Annotated in this window: 12 protein-coding genes; 5 read left to right on the forward strand and 7 right to left on the reverse strand. The window is 40.7% G+C overall.

Annotated elements, in window-relative coordinates; translation table 11 throughout:
- The first annotated feature begins 29 nt into the window (after positions 1-29).
- Complete coding sequence (locus tag ACIQZ2_RS08945; RefSeq protein ID WP_395768511.1) at positions 30-2,837, forward strand: gliding motility-associated C-terminal domain-containing protein; 2,808 nt, start codon at positions 30-32, stop codon at positions 2,835-2,837.
- On the opposite strand, the gene ACIQZ2_RS08950 is transcribed toward ACIQZ2_RS08945, so the two are convergent.
- From ACIQZ2_RS08950 to uvrA, 3 genes are all read right to left on the reverse strand, one after another.
- Positions 2,834-4,750: an amidophosphoribosyltransferase gene (locus ACIQZ2_RS08950; RefSeq protein WP_395768512.1), complete on the reverse strand. Its 1,917-nt coding sequence runs from the start codon at positions 4,748-4,750 to the stop codon at positions 2,834-2,836. The two genes, ACIQZ2_RS08945 and ACIQZ2_RS08950, sit on opposite strands and share 4 nt — an antisense overlap.
- Positions 4,751-4,833: 83 nt before the next feature.
- Positions 4,834-6,309, reverse strand: coding sequence for an NADH-quinone oxidoreductase subunit N (locus ACIQZ2_RS08955; RefSeq protein WP_395768513.1), 1,476 nt, complete (start codon positions 6,307-6,309; stop codon positions 4,834-4,836).
- Positions 6,310-6,313: 4 nt separating this feature from the next.
- A complete protein-coding gene (uvrA, locus tag ACIQZ2_RS08960; RefSeq protein ID WP_395768514.1) occupies positions 6,314-9,136 on the reverse strand; it encodes an excinuclease ABC subunit UvrA in 2,823 nt (940 codons plus the stop codon).
- A gap of 158 nt (positions 9,137-9,294) precedes the next feature.
- Here uvrA and ACIQZ2_RS08965 point away from each other — a divergent pair, with 158 nt between their 5' ends.
- Together ACIQZ2_RS08965 and ACIQZ2_RS08970 are read left to right on the forward strand one after the other, a co-directional pair.
- Entirely contained in the window at positions 9,295-9,819 is a 525-nt protein-coding gene (locus ACIQZ2_RS08965; RefSeq protein ID WP_395768515.1) for a hypothetical protein, read from the forward strand.
- Between the two features lie 91 nt (positions 9,820-9,910).
- On the forward strand, positions 9,911-10,891 hold the full coding sequence (locus tag ACIQZ2_RS08970; RefSeq protein ID WP_395768516.1) for a ribonucleoside-diphosphate reductase small subunit: 981 nt from the start codon (positions 9,911-9,913) through the stop codon (positions 10,889-10,891).
- A 47-nt stretch (positions 10,892-10,938) separates the two neighbouring features.
- On the opposite strand, the gene ACIQZ2_RS08975 is transcribed toward ACIQZ2_RS08970, so the two are convergent.
- A complete protein-coding gene (locus ACIQZ2_RS08975; protein WP_395768517.1) occupies positions 10,939-11,517 on the reverse strand; it encodes a HupE/UreJ family protein in 579 nt (192 codons plus the stop codon).
- A gap of 103 nt (positions 11,518-11,620) precedes the next feature.
- Between ACIQZ2_RS08975 and ACIQZ2_RS08980 the strand changes: the two genes are divergently transcribed.
- Positions 11,621-12,052, forward strand: a complete 432-nt coding sequence (locus tag ACIQZ2_RS08980) for a nuclear transport factor 2 family protein (RefSeq protein WP_395768518.1) — start codon at positions 11,621-11,623, stop codon at positions 12,050-12,052.
- Here ACIQZ2_RS08980 and bioA read toward each other — a convergent pair.
- From bioA to ACIQZ2_RS08995, 3 genes are read right to left on the reverse strand one after another with little or no spacing between them, the layout of a single operon-like run.
- Positions 12,041-13,336 (reverse strand): adenosylmethionine--8-amino-7-oxononanoate transaminase, encoded by a 1,296-nt coding sequence (gene bioA / locus ACIQZ2_RS08985; RefSeq protein WP_395768519.1) that lies wholly within the window; start codon positions 13,334-13,336, stop codon positions 12,041-12,043. The two genes, ACIQZ2_RS08980 and bioA, sit on opposite strands and share 12 nt — an antisense overlap.
- A 53-nt stretch (positions 13,337-13,389) precedes the next feature.
- Positions 13,390-13,770, reverse strand: a complete 381-nt coding sequence (locus ACIQZ2_RS08990) for a hypothetical protein (protein ID WP_395768520.1) — start codon at positions 13,768-13,770, stop codon at positions 13,390-13,392.
- Positions 13,724-14,872 (reverse strand): aminotransferase class I/II-fold pyridoxal phosphate-dependent enzyme, encoded by a 1,149-nt coding sequence (locus tag ACIQZ2_RS08995; protein WP_395768521.1) that lies wholly within the window; start codon positions 14,870-14,872, stop codon positions 13,724-13,726. Before ACIQZ2_RS08995 ends, ACIQZ2_RS08990 begins: the two co-directional genes overlap by 47 nt.
- Before the next feature lie 290 nt (positions 14,873-15,162).
- Between ACIQZ2_RS08995 and rho the strand changes: the two genes are divergently transcribed.
- On the forward strand, positions 15,163-16,686 hold the full coding sequence (rho, locus tag ACIQZ2_RS09000; RefSeq protein ID WP_395768522.1) for a transcription termination factor Rho: 1,524 nt from the start codon (positions 15,163-15,165) through the stop codon (positions 16,684-16,686).
- Positions 16,687-16,756: the final 70 nt, after the last annotated feature.

Consider the following 16,756-nt stretch of genomic DNA (forward strand, 5'->3'; position numbering starts at 1 on the left):
CGTTAATTTGTGTTGCCTAACCCAATCGTATGCTTCGGAGTCTTTTTATTTCCTGTTTTCTTTTAGGGGTGAGCTATTTCACCTTAGGACAAAATATTATTGTCAGAAATAATTGCATTACCCAGTGTATCGATTGTTCAAAAAGAACACCTGACATGGGAACGGTTTTTGATTTGGATGTCAATATGCCCACTGGGACCACTTATTTGTGGGACTTTGGTGAGCCAGGAACCCCTGATAATACATCGACGAGTCGGACAGGTTCACATCTCTATTGTACCCCAGGAGAAAAAACGGTTACCTTAAAACTAAGTACCAGCCCTACTCCCATCATAAAAAGAATTAGGGTGGGTGAGTTACCCTTTATTTATTTAGGTAAGGATCAAAACGAAGAGTCAATGACCATTTGCAATGGTCAGAAGGTAGAACTAAAGGCCTTTGGGAAAGTTGGTAAACCGAATTTCCCTGTTACAGTCAATTGGTATCCGAATGGAGAAACGACCGACAATATATCGCTAAGTAAATCAGGATGTTATTCGGTTAAAGTCACTGAGCCTACTACTGGCTGTACGGTGGAAGCCAAGATGCAAGTTAAAATTTGCGGAGAAAGAGACCCTGATCAAAATTTAATAAAAAATGCCAAAGCCATGTACATGGGCGTAGGTGCTGCCATTCAATTTCAAGGTTCTGTGGATAATCCAGTTCCTATTCCAGGGAAAACAAATGTTCCAAACGGCGTAGCCAAGATGGAGGATCCATCCATGGTAAATGGCCTAATATTTTATACGGATGGAGTTAAAATATTTGATAAGAATAATCAGCCTATTGTATTTTCTGACCCAAGTAAGAATTTAAATGCTGACATTACTAACTCGCAAGGGGTAACCATTATTCCAAAAACCGCCTGCAAAGGTTGTCAATCTGAATATTATGTATTTACGCTCGGCAAAAATTCTGCGGGTGAAAATTTAGTCTATTATTCCATCGTAGACATGAAATTAAATGGGGGGAAAGGGGCTATTTCCGTTATAAATCAGCTATTAAACCCTATTCCAGTAACTTCGAAATTGATCGCTTTGCAAGGTGGGCAAGGCTATTATTGGCTGGTGGCTCAAGATGCTAAAACAGGAGATTTATTGACCTACAAGGTTTCTGAGCTTGGTATATCAGCTTCTACTAGTTCCTCAGGTGGGAAAGCATTTACGAAAAGTTCCGGAGTATCTGGTACGACAAAGTCAAACATTGATTGGACAAAAATGGCAGTTACTTTGCCTGACGTAAATATGAGCAGCATTGATATGTACTCGCTTGATCCGGCAACTGGTAAATCAACTTTTGAATATAATATCCCACTTGGAAAACCGCTGCCTCAAGTGTATGGTGTAGAGTTTTCCCAAAATAATCAAGTATTGTATGTTTCTATGCAAGGGGATGGATCGACTGTCCCTTCTGAAATTTGGCAATTTGATCTTTCATCCAAAGATCCTATCAAAATTCTCGCGTCCAAATCCGTCCTATTTTCCTCCATGGATAAGATTGGTGCGCTACAAATGGACCCAGTTTACAATACGGTGATATTTGTATCCTTCGAAGGAAGTAGTTCACTTGCCAAAATTTCACAGACCAACGGGCTTAATACGGATATTGACACATTAATGCGCCCCAAATTTGTTCGTAATGCTGTCACTTTTCCTGCAGGGGTTACTACCCAACTGGGTTTGCCGCCTAATTTACCAGTTCCCAATACTCCTTCGGGTCCTCCGTCCATCAGTGGACCAATTTGTGAAGGAACGGTATTTAAGTTTTCTATTGATCAAAAACTTTGTGATCCATTAAACAACGACAAGATTGTTTGGAATATTTATAACACAGTCCTTAACCCAATTCCCGATAAGGATGGGATAATGGTTCCCCTCGATCCGGGAACGACAAGGATACATACCTTTACAGGCAATGTATTAGCTTACGATTTCCCTACCTCGGGGAAATACGTTATTACAGCCACCATTTCAAACAGTTGTATTAAAGACTTTTTACTTGATGCGCAAGAATTCGATATTGAGGTAATTAAGCCAACTAGCATTATTACTGAGATCAATAAGTTTTTTAAATGTAATCCTACCAGTATACCGATTGCATTAACGTCTACGCCACCAAGTACTAATTTGGCCTATCTATGGAGTAATGGGGACAAAACACCGGTTGCGAATATAAGGCCTCCCGGAGGAAAGGTGAATCTATTGCTGGGAGATACGAAGACCAAATGTTCCGTTCGATTAAACACACAAGTGAATTTTTTAGAGGTAAAAAACTTTATTCCTTCCAACACCTATTCAATTTGTATGGATAACCCTAAACCTTTTGATTTACAATTAGGAGGGCCAACCACCAATTTGAAATTTGAATGGACATTTGGGTCAGGCACCTCGGTGATTAGTACACAGAATAAAGTGCGTGTTACGCAAGCTGGAAAATATGTGGTAAAGGTTACTGATATTGATAATTGTAGTATCAGCCATACTGTTGAAGTTTCGGATAAATGTGAGCCCATTTTATTGACCCCGAATGTATTTACACCCAATGGTGACGGGAAGAATGACCTCTTTGTCCCTCAACCTAAAAGTGCAAAACGTGCGCGGATTTTAGGGCTTCAAATATTCAATCGATGGGGTGAATTATTATTCACAACCAAAGGGCCAGAATTTTCTTGGGATGGTAAGGTGAATGGGACGCGCGTTCCACAGCAATCCTATGTTTGGCAACTCCAATATGAATCCTTGGATTATCCTGAACGTGGCGTATTGACTGATCGTGGTGGTGTATTAGTCGTGTACTAATATGCCCGCACTTCGATGCCTTTCATGAAATTTACAAATGATTTGTTCACGACTTGGTTTCCACCCGGCGTAGGGAAGTTACCTGTGAAATACCAATCCCCTAAATGGTTAGGGCAAGCGATATTCAGATTTTCAACTGTCTGGTAGACAATGGATAAATCAGCTTGTAAATTTTTAGGCCTTACGATTTCAGCAATCTTGTCTGATATTTCTTGGTCAGTGAACGGCGCATAAATGGCTTTTACAAAGTTTTCTTCCGATGCTGTACCATTTTCAAGGGCTAGCAAACATTTCAAGTTTACCTCGTCCAAAATATGCTCCAAATTACGTTCCTTCAATAAAGACAAAGCAGCACGGAAAGCCACGAACTCTTTCATCTTCGACATGTCGATTCCGTAGCAGTCTGGATAACGAATCTGAGGAGCGGAGGAAACGATAACAATCTTTTTAGGAGATAATTTATCCAAAAGGCTTAAGATACTTTTTTCAAGTGTGGTTCCACGAACAATTGAATCATCAATTAGGACAACAGAGTCCACATTTTTTTCGATTACCTCGTAGGTAGTATCGTACACATGTGAAACCATATCGTCACGCATCGCATCACTGGCAATAAAAGTTCGCACTTTTACATCTTTTGAGATGAGTTTTTCGACACGCGGACGGAAAGTCAATAACTCTTCTAGTTGGTCCTCAAAGAGAATGCCTTCCATGATGGCTTTTTTTCTTTCCTTCGCTAAATGGTCTTCTAAGCCATCAATCATGCCTAAAAAGGCACTTTCAGCGGTATTGGGGATGTACGAGAAAACGGTATGTTTTAAGTCACTTTTAACTTCGTCTAAAATCTGAGGAATTAATAGTCGGCCTAATTTTTTACGCTCACGGTAAATATCGGGATCGGAACCGCGTGAGAAATAAATTCGTTCAAATGAGCAAGATTTCTGCTCAATACGGTCGATGAACGGAACTTCTTCCACACTGCCATCCATCGTAATAATCAGGGCATGGCCCGGAGTTATCTCCTGAATTTGGTCATATGCACAATTAAATGATGTTTTTATGGCTTGCTTTTCCGATGCAACCACCACCACTTCTTCATCCATGTAATAGTAGGCTGGACGTATACCCGCTGGATCACGAGCTACGAATGAAGCACCATATCCAGTCATGCCAACCATCGCATATCCTCCATCAAAGTCCTTGCATGAACGTTCAAGGACACGCTTTAAGTCTATATTGGCCGCTAATACATCAGATAATTCTGGATTTTCGTATTGGTCTTTAAACTTTCCAAACTGGCGCTGATTCTCTTCATCCAAGAAATGACCAATCTTTTCCATAACCGTTACGGTATCAACCTTTTCTTTCGGATGTTGGCCTAAGGATACTAATTTGTCAAACAAATCATCCACATTGGTCATGTTGAAGTTACCTGCCATTACCAAATTTCTGCTACGCCAGTTATTTTGGCGAAGCATTGGATGACAGTTTTCAATTTCATTTTGCCCATGCGTACCATAGCGTAAATGGCCTAATAATACTTCGCCTGTAAAAGCTACATGATCTTGCCACCAAGCTGCGTCATGAACGGCGTCTATGCCGGTATCGCGTTTGGTTTCTTTGGCTAGCTTTTGTGCTTTTCTAAATTTCTTATTGATTTTGCCGAAGATGTCTGCAACTGCTTGCGGCTCGACTGAACGGTAGCGACTGATGTATCGACTTCCCGGTTTAACGTTGATCTTGATGTTAGCCACCCCAGCGCCATCTTGTCCTCGATTTACTTGCTTTTCCATCATGAGGTAAAGCTTATTTAAGCCATACATCGGCGTGTTGTACTTGTCCAAATAGTGCTGAAAGGGTTTTCGCAATCGGATTAGTGCAATTCCGCATTCGTGCTTAATGGATTCAGACATTGGGGGTGTGGGTTTTGGCTAATAATTAGCCCAAAATTAGCTAAATATTATGAGCTATAAATGTTATTTTTTATTTTTTTAATCTAGGGTTTCCAAATGCTAAAAATGAGCGTTGGGAATAGCATACAGCCAATAATGATCCCACCCAAGACCAAGTAAATCCAATTGTTTTTCAAGCTGTCGGCTGGGTGTTGAACATCCCCTTTTTTAAAGTACATATGAAAAGGAATTCTTAAGTAATAATAAATCGATACAGCAGTTAATAGGACGGCAACTATGAGCAAAGCCAAGATGGGATTTGACTGCGTCAATTGGTACTTTTCCCATAAAAGGCTGAAATAGTTCACCTTAGCAATAAAGGTACCTGCTGGAGGTAAACCTATTAGCGCAATAAAACCCAAAAATAATAGCAATCCCCGCACGGGATATGTTTGTCCAAAACCTGACCAATTCCCCAAATCATGTATTTCATAGGCCCTTGATTCAAGCTCATCTACAATAAAAAATACCAATATTGTACTGACACTATAAACCAGACTATAGAATAATAAGCTGTCCACACCTTGTTCAGCTGGCATTAACCAAGCCATCGCCAAGAACCCCCCATGCGCAATGCTCGAGTAAGCTAATAAACGTTTGGCATTGGTTTGGTTTAAGGCACCTAAATTACCTACCAATAAGGTTAATATAGCTAATATGGCGATGACTGCCTGCATCTGAACTGGAATGAAATGAACCATGCGGATTCCCAGCCAAGCCACAGCGATTTTAGGCGCGGTTGAAATCCAACTCATCCACCCCGCAGGTAAACTCTCCATCACATCGGGACTCCAAGGATGGAACGGAACCCAAGACATTTTAAACAAGATTCCCGTTCCCACGAGCGCCAATGCCGTTCCCGCCAAGTAAGGATCGGCAGTTGCCAAGCCCCTACTAAATGCTGGGTCAAGAAATTGCATAGTACCCGTCATACCATAAATCAAGGACAATCCATACAAAAACATCGCCGAAGTACCCATGCCAAATAAAATGAAGGGCAATGCCGCTCGAACACCGTCTTGGTCTTTGCGTAAACCAACTAATATATACGTTCCCATCGACATCAATTCAATACTCAAAAAGATGCTACTAAAATGTATACTTAAACTTGTCAATAAAGACCCTAATAGAATGGAAAAGAAACCGATTTTCTCTTCAAATGAAAACGACTTTTTTTGGTAATGGTTGATGCCAATTATGCCTAATCCAACGAGCAAAATAAGGCAGTTGACCGCATTGGCTCCCGGATTTACCCACAGCATTTTAAACGATACAAAGCTCTCGATTCCTTGTTTCATGCGCTGATAGGCAAGAAGTAGGGCAATGATTAAACCAATCTCGGCCAATAAATAGCGCCATGCCCGCGTATTTTTGTCATTTTTACCCACTAAAAATAAATCCCCTATGATGCTAAATAGAATCCATGCCGAAATCAACAATTCAGGTAATATATGTTCATATCCCTGTAAAATGCCTTGTAATTTCGATGGCAAAGCCTGCATGAGTTCGGGTGTAATCATGGGTTTACATTTTTTGTTTTAAATAGTGAGCCGTAGGGTTATCAATCAAGTTAATCATGTCTTCAGGAGTGCCTTCAAAACATAGATTCCCACCATTTTCTCCTCCTTCAGGTCCCAGATCAATGATGTGGTCAGCACATTTTACGACTTCCATGTTATGCTCAATGATGATGACGGAATCACCTTGCTCAACTAAATCGTGCATGGCTTTCAATAATTTCTTGATATCATGGAAGTGTAAACCCGTCGTAGGTTCATCAAAGATAAAGAGTGTTTTTCCTTTATTTGCGTTTCCTTTTCCCAGAAAGCTTGCCAGTTTTACCCTTTGGGCTTCACCTCCTGAAAGGGAATTGGAAGATTGACCCAGTTTAATGTAGCCCAATCCTACCTGGAAAAGTGGATCTATTTTCTCAGCGATTTTGGGTGCTTTTTCTTGAAAGTAGGGGATGCTCTCCTCTACGGTCATATCCAATATATCCGCAATGTGTTTGTCTTGGAATTTGATGTCCAAGATTTCTTGCTTGAATCGTTTCCCGTTACATGATTCACAGGTCAATTTAATATCAGCCATGAATTGCATTTCGATGGTGATTTCACCTTCGCCTTGGCATGTTTCGCAGCGACCACCTTCCACATTGAAAGAAAAATGTGCGGGTTTATACCCGCGGGTTTTAGCTAATGGTAATTCCGAAAACAAAGCTCTGATGGCATCATATGCCTTGATATACGTGATTGGATTCGAGCGCGATGATTTGCCAATGGGCTGCTGGTCCACCATTTCAATGCTCGCAATTTTATTTGTGCTACCTCCTAATTCTCTAAAACGACCGGTTTCCTCCGTTCCTAGTTGCAGATTTCGCAATAGGGCTGGATATAAAATTTTACGGATCAAGGTCGACTTTCCAGATCCCGAAACTCCCGTCACCGCGGTCATGATACCTAAAGGAATCTTAACGTCAATGTTTTTTAAATTATTTTCAGTGGCCCCCTTAATTTCAATATGCGCTAATGCTTTTCTTCGGAAACCGGAAATTTGGATGGTGTCTTTACCTTGTAAAAAGCGTAAGGTGTGACTATCTGTGGATGTGTCCAATAATGCCGCTTGTAAATTTCCCTGAAACATAAGATTACCTCCATGTCTGCCTGCTTCTGGACCTATATCTATAATTTGATCTGCGGCGCGCATGATGTCCTCTTCATGTTCCACGACGATAACCGTGTTGCCCATGGCTTTCAGCATTTCCAAAACCGAAATGAGTCGTTCCGTATCTCGCGGGTGTAAGCCGATGCTCGGCTCATCGAGAATGTACATTGAGCCTACTAATGCGCTACCTAGTGAGGTTGCCAGTTTGATTCGTTGGAATTCACCACCTGAAAGGGTTGAGCTTAATCGATTAAGTGTTAAATACCCCAATCCGACGCGGTCCATATAGTCCAGTCGATTTTTAATTTCGATTAAAATCCGTTTTGCGACGGCTGTATCCGTTTCGCTCAACATTAATTTATCAAAAAAGTCTTTGACCTTTGAAATAGGCCAAAGTACCATGTCAATAATGGATGCTCCTGTTATTTTCACATAGCCCGCGTCTCCTCGCAATCGAGAACCTTGGCATTCTGGGCAATTCGTTTTTCCACGGTAGCGGGATAGCAACACGCGGTACTGTATCTTGTAAGTTTCTTTTTCTAAGTGGTCAAAAAACTGCGTCAGACCCGCGAAATATTTATTCCCCTTCCAAAGAATTTGTTTTTCTTTATCAGTCAAGTCCTTATAGGGTCTGTGGATAGGAAAATCGAAATGAATGCCATTACGCAAGAGTGGATGCAACCACTCGCTCATTCGTTCACTTCGCCAGGGAGCTATCGCACCTTCGTAAACGGAAAGATCGTGATCTGGAATGACCAAATCCGGGTCTAAGCCCAGGACTTTTCCGTAACCTTCGCAGTTCCGACAAGCCCCATAGGGATTATTGAAAGAGAATAAATTGAGACTAGGCTCCTCGAAAGCTATGCCATCAAGTTCGAATTTATTGGAAAAACTTATGCGTTTTTCATCTTGAATTTCAACCCAACAAACACCATCCCCTTCAAAGTAGGCAGTTTGGACTGAATCGCCTAGTCGGAAAATAGTTTCCTCGTCTTCGTTCGCTATTAAACGATCTACAAGTATGGCGATATCGTTGCGTTTTTTAGTTAGTTTATTGAGGGTATTTTCATCTTCTACGAGTTCTTCCAAATCCAATATTTCAGATTCGAATTTCAAGCGTGTATAACCTTTTTGAATGAGCAAATGACATTCTTCCAACAAGGATCTCTCGGGGTGATTAATTAAGGGTGCCAGAATGAGGACCTTTTTTTGATCATGTGAAACTATCCAGTCCACGATTGTCGAGACAGAATCTTTTTTTACCTCTTGACCTGAAACCGGCGAAATCGTTTTCCCAATCCGGGCAAAGAGTAACTTTAGGTAATCGTAGATTTCGGTCGTTGTTCCTACGGTAGAACGTGGATTTTTCGTGTTAACTTTTTGTTCAATCGCAATTGCTGGTGCAACCCCTCTGATGTAATCTACCGCTGGTTTTTCCATGCGCCCCAAAAATTGACGTGCATAGGAGTTAAGACTTTCAACGTACATGCGTTGGCCCTCGGCAAAAAGGGTATCAAAGGCAAGCGATGATTTTCCTGAACCAGATAAGCCCGTGATAACCACCAATTTGTTTCTTGGGATGGCAACGTCCACATTTTTTAGGTTGTGTACGCGGGCACCTTTAATAACAATGTGGGTTTTGGGATCGATTTTTTCGAAATCTTGGCGTACTTGAGAACTCATATCTCAAAATTATCTTTTAATTTTGATAAAGCCAACCTAAAGCTTGGGCAATACCGGAGCTATGCCAAAGCTACAGGTTTCTTTTTCGCTATTCAATGAAATAAACTTCGAACAAAATGAAATTCTCGTATTTAATCTTTGCCTTCATGCTCACCTCTATGAGCTATACTGCTTTAGCGCAGGATCCCGTGGTAATCTCGGAGGATGGAGCAAAAGGAGATCTTGATGTTGAGCCTGATGTACGTGACTTGAGCTTTCGTGAGCGACTCATGTTTGGAGGTGGTATCTCAGGCTTGAGTTTCGGGAACCCAACAAGCATCGGTCTTTCACCCATGGTTGGCTATATGGCTACCAATTCAACTATTGTAGGCGTGGGTATGACGTATCAATATTTTGCATTCCGAGGTATGGCTGCTTCTAATTTGTTGGGCCAACGAATTTTTGTTCGTCAATACATTCCGGCTTTGTCTCAATTGTTAGGTCAAAGTTTTTTGACTGCCCAAGTTGAGAATTTCAGTGATCTAACTAATCCTAGCTACACCTATTCGAATCCTGTTTTGGTTGGCGTGGGTATTGGTTCTAAGTACGGGATAAATTTGAATGTCATGTATGATTTAAATTATACCGGAAATTCCCCTTATGGCTCAGCGCTGGTTGTCCAAGTGGGTGGATTTTTCTTTTAGATTTTTTAAAACAATTTGGCCTAAAATATTGTCTTATTAATCGAAGAATATCAACGATTAATTATTAATTTCGAATTCATTAATTACTCACATGTCAAAAGCACTTTTATCTGAACCTCTTTTAGTTGAGGACCCTAGTCGTTTCGTTTTATTTCCCATCAAACATGATGATATTTGGCGGTTTTACAAGCAATCTCAAGCGTCTTTTTGGACGGCCGAAGAGATTGATTTGCAGCAAGATTTAGCTGATTGGAAGAAGTTAAATGATGGAGAACGTCATTTTATTTCACATGTATTGGCATTCTTTGCTGCTTCAGATGGAATTGTAAACGAAAATTTGGCTAATAACTTCCTAAAAGAAGTGCAATATGCGGAGGCTAAATGTTTTTATGGTTTCCAAATTATGATGGAAAACATTCACTCAGAAACCTATTCGCTTTTGATTGATACCTATATTCAAGAGCCCAAAGAAAAAGATCGTTTGTTGCGCGCCATTGAAACCATCGACTGTGTGAAGAAAAAGGCGGATTGGGCTTTAAAGTGGATTGAAAGTGACAACTTTGTTGAGCGACTTATTTCCTTTGCTGCGGTAGAGGGTATTTTCTTCTCGGGTTCATTTTGTTCCATCTTCTGGTTGAAGAAGCGTGGTTTGATGCCAGGCTTGTCATTTTCCAATGAATTGATTTCACGTGATGAAGGTTTACACTGTGATTTCGCTTGCCTATTGTACACCGATCACATCAAGAATAAAATTTCTCAAGAACGCATTTATGAAATCATTTTAAATGCAGTTGAGATTGAGAAAGAATTCGTGACCGTGGCTTTACCGGTATCCTTAATCGGGATGAATGCTGATTTAATGTGTCAATACATTGAGTTTGTTGCCGACCGCCTATTGGTTTCGTTAGGTTGCCAAAAGAATTATAATGCAACAAATCCATTTGATTTCATGGAAATGATTTCATTACAAGGTAAGACGAATTTCTTTGAGAAGCGTGTGGCTGAATATCAAAAATCAGGTGTGATGTCTGATAAAGAATCTATGTCATTCTCCATGGATGAGGACTTCTAGTCAACGCTATTTTTTAAGAAGAGCCCAACGGAAACGTTGGGCTTTTTTTATGGTATTCGCTCAAGTACCATGGGTAGAACCAAACCGATAATAATGCCCGAAATTACATAAACGTAATGAATGCGTTTGACCCGGGAGAAACTCATAACGATGGTCGTAAAAAATAGGACTCCTGCCACCAAGATTAGTTGGGCTATTTCTAAACCCATATTGAATGCCAACAATGGACTTACAAGTGAGGTTTCTTTGCCAAGTAAGCTCTGCAAGTAGTTCGAGAAACCTAATCCATGTATTAAACCAAAAAATAATACGATTAGGTAGGGTGTTTTAGAGGAATTTCGACGCTTGGAATCCTTGAAGTTTAAATTTTGTATGGCTGAAAGTAAAATCGTACACGGAATTAGAAATTCAATCCAAGTTGGATTGACCGAAATCCACCCCAAGGTTGCCAATGCTAAAGTGAGCGTATGCCCAATGGTGAATGCTGTTACTAGCCAGAGTAAATGTTTTACATCAGACCAAGTGAAAACACAGGTAATCGTCAGGATGAATAATAAGTGATCCATCGCTTGCCAACTCATAATGTGTTGAAAACCCAATACTAGATAGGTCCCGAAATAATTCATGACACCAAATTTATGGGATAAATGTATGAAATTTTAGGGAAATAGTTGGATATTGTCTGAGTAGAAATGCTACATCCATGCATTTATTAAAAAAAATAGAAACATGAAAAACGGATTAATCTGCTTGTTAGCCTTGCTAACATTTCAAATTTTTGCACAAAAGCCAAGTATAGAATCTCTTACTTCAGCAGAACTTGGTCGCTTTAAGGTGATGGTTGCCAAAGATCCCGTAGGCTTGGAATCAGTTCTGCACAAGGATTTGGTGTACTTCCATTCCACTGGAGTTGCTGATAATAAAGAATCATACATTGCATCAATCCTCACCGGTAAATCCACCTACGTCTCTATTGAGGCTGCAGAATTGAAGACTCGTGTTTATGGAAAAACAGGTATTAATACGGGCATTGTCAACATTGTTAATTTAAATGCAGAAGGTAAAGAAACGCCAGTCAAACTGCGTTTCACTGACGTATTTGTTTTTGAAGGAGGTCGCTGGCAGATGGTGTCATGGCAGTCGACAAAATTAATCAATTAGTCCATTGGCGAAATTCTCAATTTCAGCATAGATTGATTTGAGTTCATCGTTCGTTATGCAATAAGGAGCGAGGATGTATAAGGTATTTCCTAGGGGTCTCATCAGGATCCCTTTTTTTATGAAATATTGATAAGCATCATCGCGAATCGAATGCATATAGCCATTATCTTGTCCATCTTCGAGTTCGCAGGCCACAATGGTACCTTGTACACGAAGGTTTTTAATGATGGGGTGATTTTGTAAATGGTTAATCCAAGATTCGTGACTTTTCTGAACACGAGCTATATTTTCCCAATTTTCAGGTGCCTCCATTAAATCCAAACTAGCCAATGCTGCCGCACAGGTCATGGGATTAGCCGTAAATGAATGGCTATGGAAGAGCATTTTTTTTCGATCATCTGATAAGAAGGTATCAAAAAGTTCATTTGAGCATGTGGTGATTCCCATTGCCAGCATGCCTCCCGTCAATCCTTTGGAGAAACAGGCAATGTCAGGTTTGTGCACTAAATAATCCATGGCAAACCATTTTCCAGTCCTACCAAACCCGGTCATGATTTCATCGGCTATGCAAAGAATGTTGTGTTCATGAGCGATGGATATTAACTTATCCAATGTTGCGGGGCTATACATTTTCATCCCACCAGCCCCTTGAATCAAGGGTTCAAAAATAAAAGCCGCATAGTTGTCAGCTTCTTGCATTTTATCTTGCATGGCTGTGATACATGCCTCAGGGTCACTTGGACTCGGTAGGAATTCTACCTCGAATAACATATCCTGAAAAGGGGCATTAAAGGCACTAGGCGCCCCAAGGCTCATAGCTCCAAAAGTATCCCCATGGTAGGCGTCTTCAAAAGCGATAATTTTGCGCCTCTGGGTAATTCCTTGATTATGGAAAAATTGAAGGGCCATTTTAATCCCAACTTCTACCGCTGTACTCCCGTTGTCTGAGAAAAAGACTTTTTGGAAATTTTCGGGTAAATGGCTTAAAAGACGTTCAGCTAATTGAATTGCTGGTTCATGCGTGAAGCCAGCAAAAATAACCTGTTCCAACTTTAAGGCTTGCTCATAAATTTTTTTTGCCAAATATGGATGACTGTGTCCATGTATATTTACCCACCACGACGAGATTGCATCGATGTATTTTTTGCCATCTGCATCATATAAATTGACTCCTTCACCATGTGTAATGGGAATTGAAAGGGGTTCGATTTGATGTTGCGTAAAAGGATGCCAAATCACCGCTGCATCTCGCTGGATTAAATTTACGTTGGTAGGATTGGGCATAATGTGTGATGATTAATTTCTTTTTCTTTGTTGACGCGTAACAGTTCGGATTGTCACAAAATAAACGCTTTACTAGCGTCATTTGTTTGACTGATGAAAATTATTCCGTCGAACTTGATGATGCGCGATTTTAAAATTTCATAAGTCAAAAAAGGATAATTACTACTTAAAAAGCAGTTCTTAGCAAGTAATTTATTCGGAAAATTAAGGTATTGAATACGACCAAGGTCAGGTTGAAGGGCACCCAAAGGACCCCTTGTTTTGACTCCATGGGCAACAACCGCTGTTGGGTTCGATTGCCAATACGCTATTTCCAATGCTTTGGTAATGATAGCTGAATGGATTTTATTGACTAATTCAGTCAATCTTCCTGTGATAAGATATTCCTTAGGCATTTGATTCGAGTAGTTGAATAATTCGCTCGATGTGATCATGTGAACTGTTTGCGTTCAAGGTAATTCTAATCCGTTCTTTACCTTTGGGAACGGTGGGATATACGATGGGTTTCACGCCGAATCCAGCGGCTTGCACTTTTGCAGCAAGTTTTCGTACAGCCTCATTCCCTGAAACAAAATAGGTTTGAATGGCTGTATTACTTTCTCCCCAAGATGGCGATTTTAGTAAGGATTTAAAGTAAAGAATGCGATTCTTTAATTTTTGTCTTTCCTCTACAGCCTCTAAGATGTAGGTAAGCGTTCTTTGTAATCCCAATACGTGCATAGGCGCGGGGGCTGTAGAATATATAAACGGTCGAGCGAAATTAATCAGGTAGGTGCGTAAAATTGCTGAACCCAAAATCACCGATCCTGCATTTCCCCAAGCTTTTCCAAAGGTAACCACGCGGGCAAAAATAGAATCTTGTAAGCCCATTTCTACGCACAATCCTGCGCCTTGGGGACCGTAAATTCCGCCGGCATGTGCTTCGTCTACAATGAGTTCGAAGTTGTATTTTTCTTTAAGTTTGACTAATTCATTTAATGGAGCGATATCGCCATCCATGGAATAGACGGACTCCACGACTACCCATTTTATAGTTTCAGTAGGATATTGTTCTAATAAATGAACCAAATCCGACAGGTCATTGTGCTTGAAAATTCTTCGTTCAGCTGCTGAGAGTCGGAGTCCATCGATTAAACTAGCGTGTAATAATTTGTCACAAAAAATCACATGTTCTTTTTGTGCAAGCGCTGAAATCAAACCCAAATTAGCCTCAAATCCAGAACTAAATAATAAAGCTGCTTCCGCCTGATGCATGTCTGCACATTGCTTTTCGAATTCTTCAACAAGCAAAGAGTTCCCCGATATCAACCTAGAACCTGTTGACCCATTCACCGGAACTTGTTCAGCTTGTTGGCCTTGCCAAATGGCAATTACCGCTGAGATCTGTTCGGCTAACGCTTTGTTCTTAGCCAAACCGAGGTAATCATTTGAACAAAAATCGATCAAACCATCCAGGGTTGTTAAGCTGCGTAATAAGCCCGTGTCTTTACGTTCGCTTAAGGCATTGATCAGAAGATTGTTAGCTGCGTTTGTCATGAATAATGGGTGTGTAAAACTACGAAACAAGGCGCAATTCCGACAATTATGGGCGAAAAAAATGCGTTTTAAGATAATTTGAGTGAAAAATAGGAAATAATGCTTGACAATCCGCAAACTCTGATGTAGTATTGTGGAGCGTTTCAATGTCGTAAACGTTTCAGTTAACAAATCACCCAAGCTTTCTCCATTGTGCTACGAATCCCCAGGATTGTGTATTATGTTTAAAGAGCAGTATAAATTGAATTTTGTGATTTGTTTCATCAAAAAAATCAACTTATTTCCCTTTTATGGATAATAAATCCGAATCAACAAACCGTCCTAAGCGTCAAAGAATTCAAAAATCAACCGAAGAACAAGCTCCCTTATTACCCATGGGAGATGCGCCAGTGGCAGAATCAAGTCCCGAAGTGATTGAATCTACAGCTCCATCAAAACCTGCTCGTAACATACGACCGCGTAAAGGGAAACCTGTAAATGCTGAGGAGGCACCTATCGAAGTTGAAGGTATCATTGAACCAGATGAAGTGGATACTTCTTTTGTAACAAGTGATGCGCCTTTAGCTGCAGATAAAGTATCGCCAACAGACGCTCCCGTGGATTTAAGTACCTTGCCGAAGGAAGATGCGCCGGCCCAGCAGCCTCAACATCAACACCGTCAGCACCGTAATAATTACAATCAAGTCATCAAAGAATTGGATGGCTTAATTGATAATGAAGGGGTTTTGGAAATCATGCAAGAAGGTGGATACGGTTTCATGCGTTCTTCGGATTACAACTATTTGGCTTCACCAGATGATATTTATGTGTCACCTTCTCAAATCAAAATGTTTGGTTTGAAGACAGGAGATACTATTTTAGGAAAGATTCGTCCACCGAAAGAAGGGGAGAAGTATTTCGCTTTATTGAAAGTGGAATCTGTGAATGGTAAAACGACGGATGAGATTCGTGATCGAATCAACTTCGAATACTTAACACCGTTGTTTCCAGAAGAGAAATTAAACTTGTCTTCCACGGCGGATAATTATTCGACCCGTATTTTAGATTTGTTTGCGCCGATCGGTAAAGGCCAAAGAGGTATGATCGTAGCCCAACCGAAAACGGGTAAAACAGTCTTATTGAAAGACATCGCCAATGCGATTTCGCGTAATCACCCGGAGGTTTATTTGATCATATTGTTGATCGATGAGCGGCCAGAGGAGGTAACGGATATGCAGCGTTCCGTGCGTGCTGAGGTGATTTCATCTACGTTTGATGAGCAAGCGGAGCGTCATGTGAAAGTGGCCAACTTGGTTTTGGAGAAAGCAAAACGCATGGTGGAATGTGGTCACGATGTTGTGATTTTATTAGATTCAATTACACGTTTAGCACGTGCTTATAATACGGTTGTTCCATCTTCAGGTAAGATTTTATCGGGTGGTGTGGATGCCAATGCGCTACATAAACCAAAGCGTTTCTTCGGTGCGGCACGTAATGTGGAAAATGGTGGTTCATTGACCATCATTGCAACCGCCTTGATTGAAACTGGTTCGAAAATGGATGAGGTAATCTTTGAAGAATTCAAAGGTACAGGTAACATGGAATTACAATTGGATCGTAAATTGGCCAACCGCCGTATTTATCCTTCGATTGACGTTACTGCATCTGGTACGCGTCGTGAGGATTTATTGATGGATCCAGCGGTATTGCAACGTGTTTGGATTTTACGCAAGCACATGTCGGACATGAACTCGGTAGAGGCTATGGAATTCTTGCAACAGCAAATGAAAGGTACGCGTAACAACGAAGAGTTTTTGGTTTCCATGAATCGCTAGTATGCCGATTTTACCCATTGAATTACGTTCATCGGATCGTCAGCCCGTTTGGTTTATCGGGCATGGCAGT

This window comes from Aquirufa sp. (genome assembly GCF_044342065.1).
Taxonomy (GTDB): Bacteria; Bacteroidota; Bacteroidia; order Cytophagales; family Spirosomataceae; genus Aquirufa.

Bases quoted from the DNA above. Each gene is read 5' to 3' on its own strand.
- ACIQZ2_RS08945 (WP_395768511.1), top strand. From the start codon at position 30: ATGCTTCGGAGTCTTTTTATTTCCTGTTTTCTTTTAGGGGTGAGCTAT.
- ACIQZ2_RS08950 (WP_395768512.1), bottom strand. From the start codon at position 4,750: ATGTCTGAATCCATTAAGCACGAATGCGGAATTGCACTAATCCGATTG.
- ACIQZ2_RS08955 (WP_395768513.1), bottom strand. From the start codon at position 6,309: ATGATTACACCCGAACTCATGCAGGCTTTGCCATCGAAATTACAAGGC.
- uvrA (WP_395768514.1), bottom strand. From the start codon at position 9,136: ATGAGTTCTCAAGTACGCCAAGATTTCGAAAAAATCGATCCCAAAACC.
- ACIQZ2_RS08965 (WP_395768515.1), top strand. From the start codon at position 9,295: ATGAGCTATACTGCTTTAGCGCAGGATCCCGTGGTAATCTCGGAGGAT.
- ACIQZ2_RS08970 (WP_395768516.1), top strand. From the start codon at position 9,911: ATGTCAAAAGCACTTTTATCTGAACCTCTTTTAGTTGAGGACCCTAGT.
- ACIQZ2_RS08975 (WP_395768517.1), bottom strand. From the start codon at position 11,517: ATGAATTATTTCGGGACCTATCTAGTATTGGGTTTTCAACACATTATG.
- ACIQZ2_RS08980 (WP_395768518.1), top strand. From the start codon at position 11,621: ATGAAAAACGGATTAATCTGCTTGTTAGCCTTGCTAACATTTCAAATT.
- bioA (WP_395768519.1), bottom strand. From the start codon at position 13,336: ATGCCCAATCCTACCAACGTAAATTTAATCCAGCGAGATGCAGCGGTG.
- ACIQZ2_RS08990 (WP_395768520.1), bottom strand. From the start codon at position 13,770: ATGATCACATCGAGCGAATTATTCAACTACTCGAATCAAATGCCTAAG.
- ACIQZ2_RS08995 (WP_395768521.1), bottom strand. From the start codon at position 14,872: ATGACAAACGCAGCTAACAATCTTCTGATCAATGCCTTAAGCGAACGT.
- rho (WP_395768522.1), top strand. From the start codon at position 15,163: ATGGATAATAAATCCGAATCAACAAACCGTCCTAAGCGTCAAAGAATT.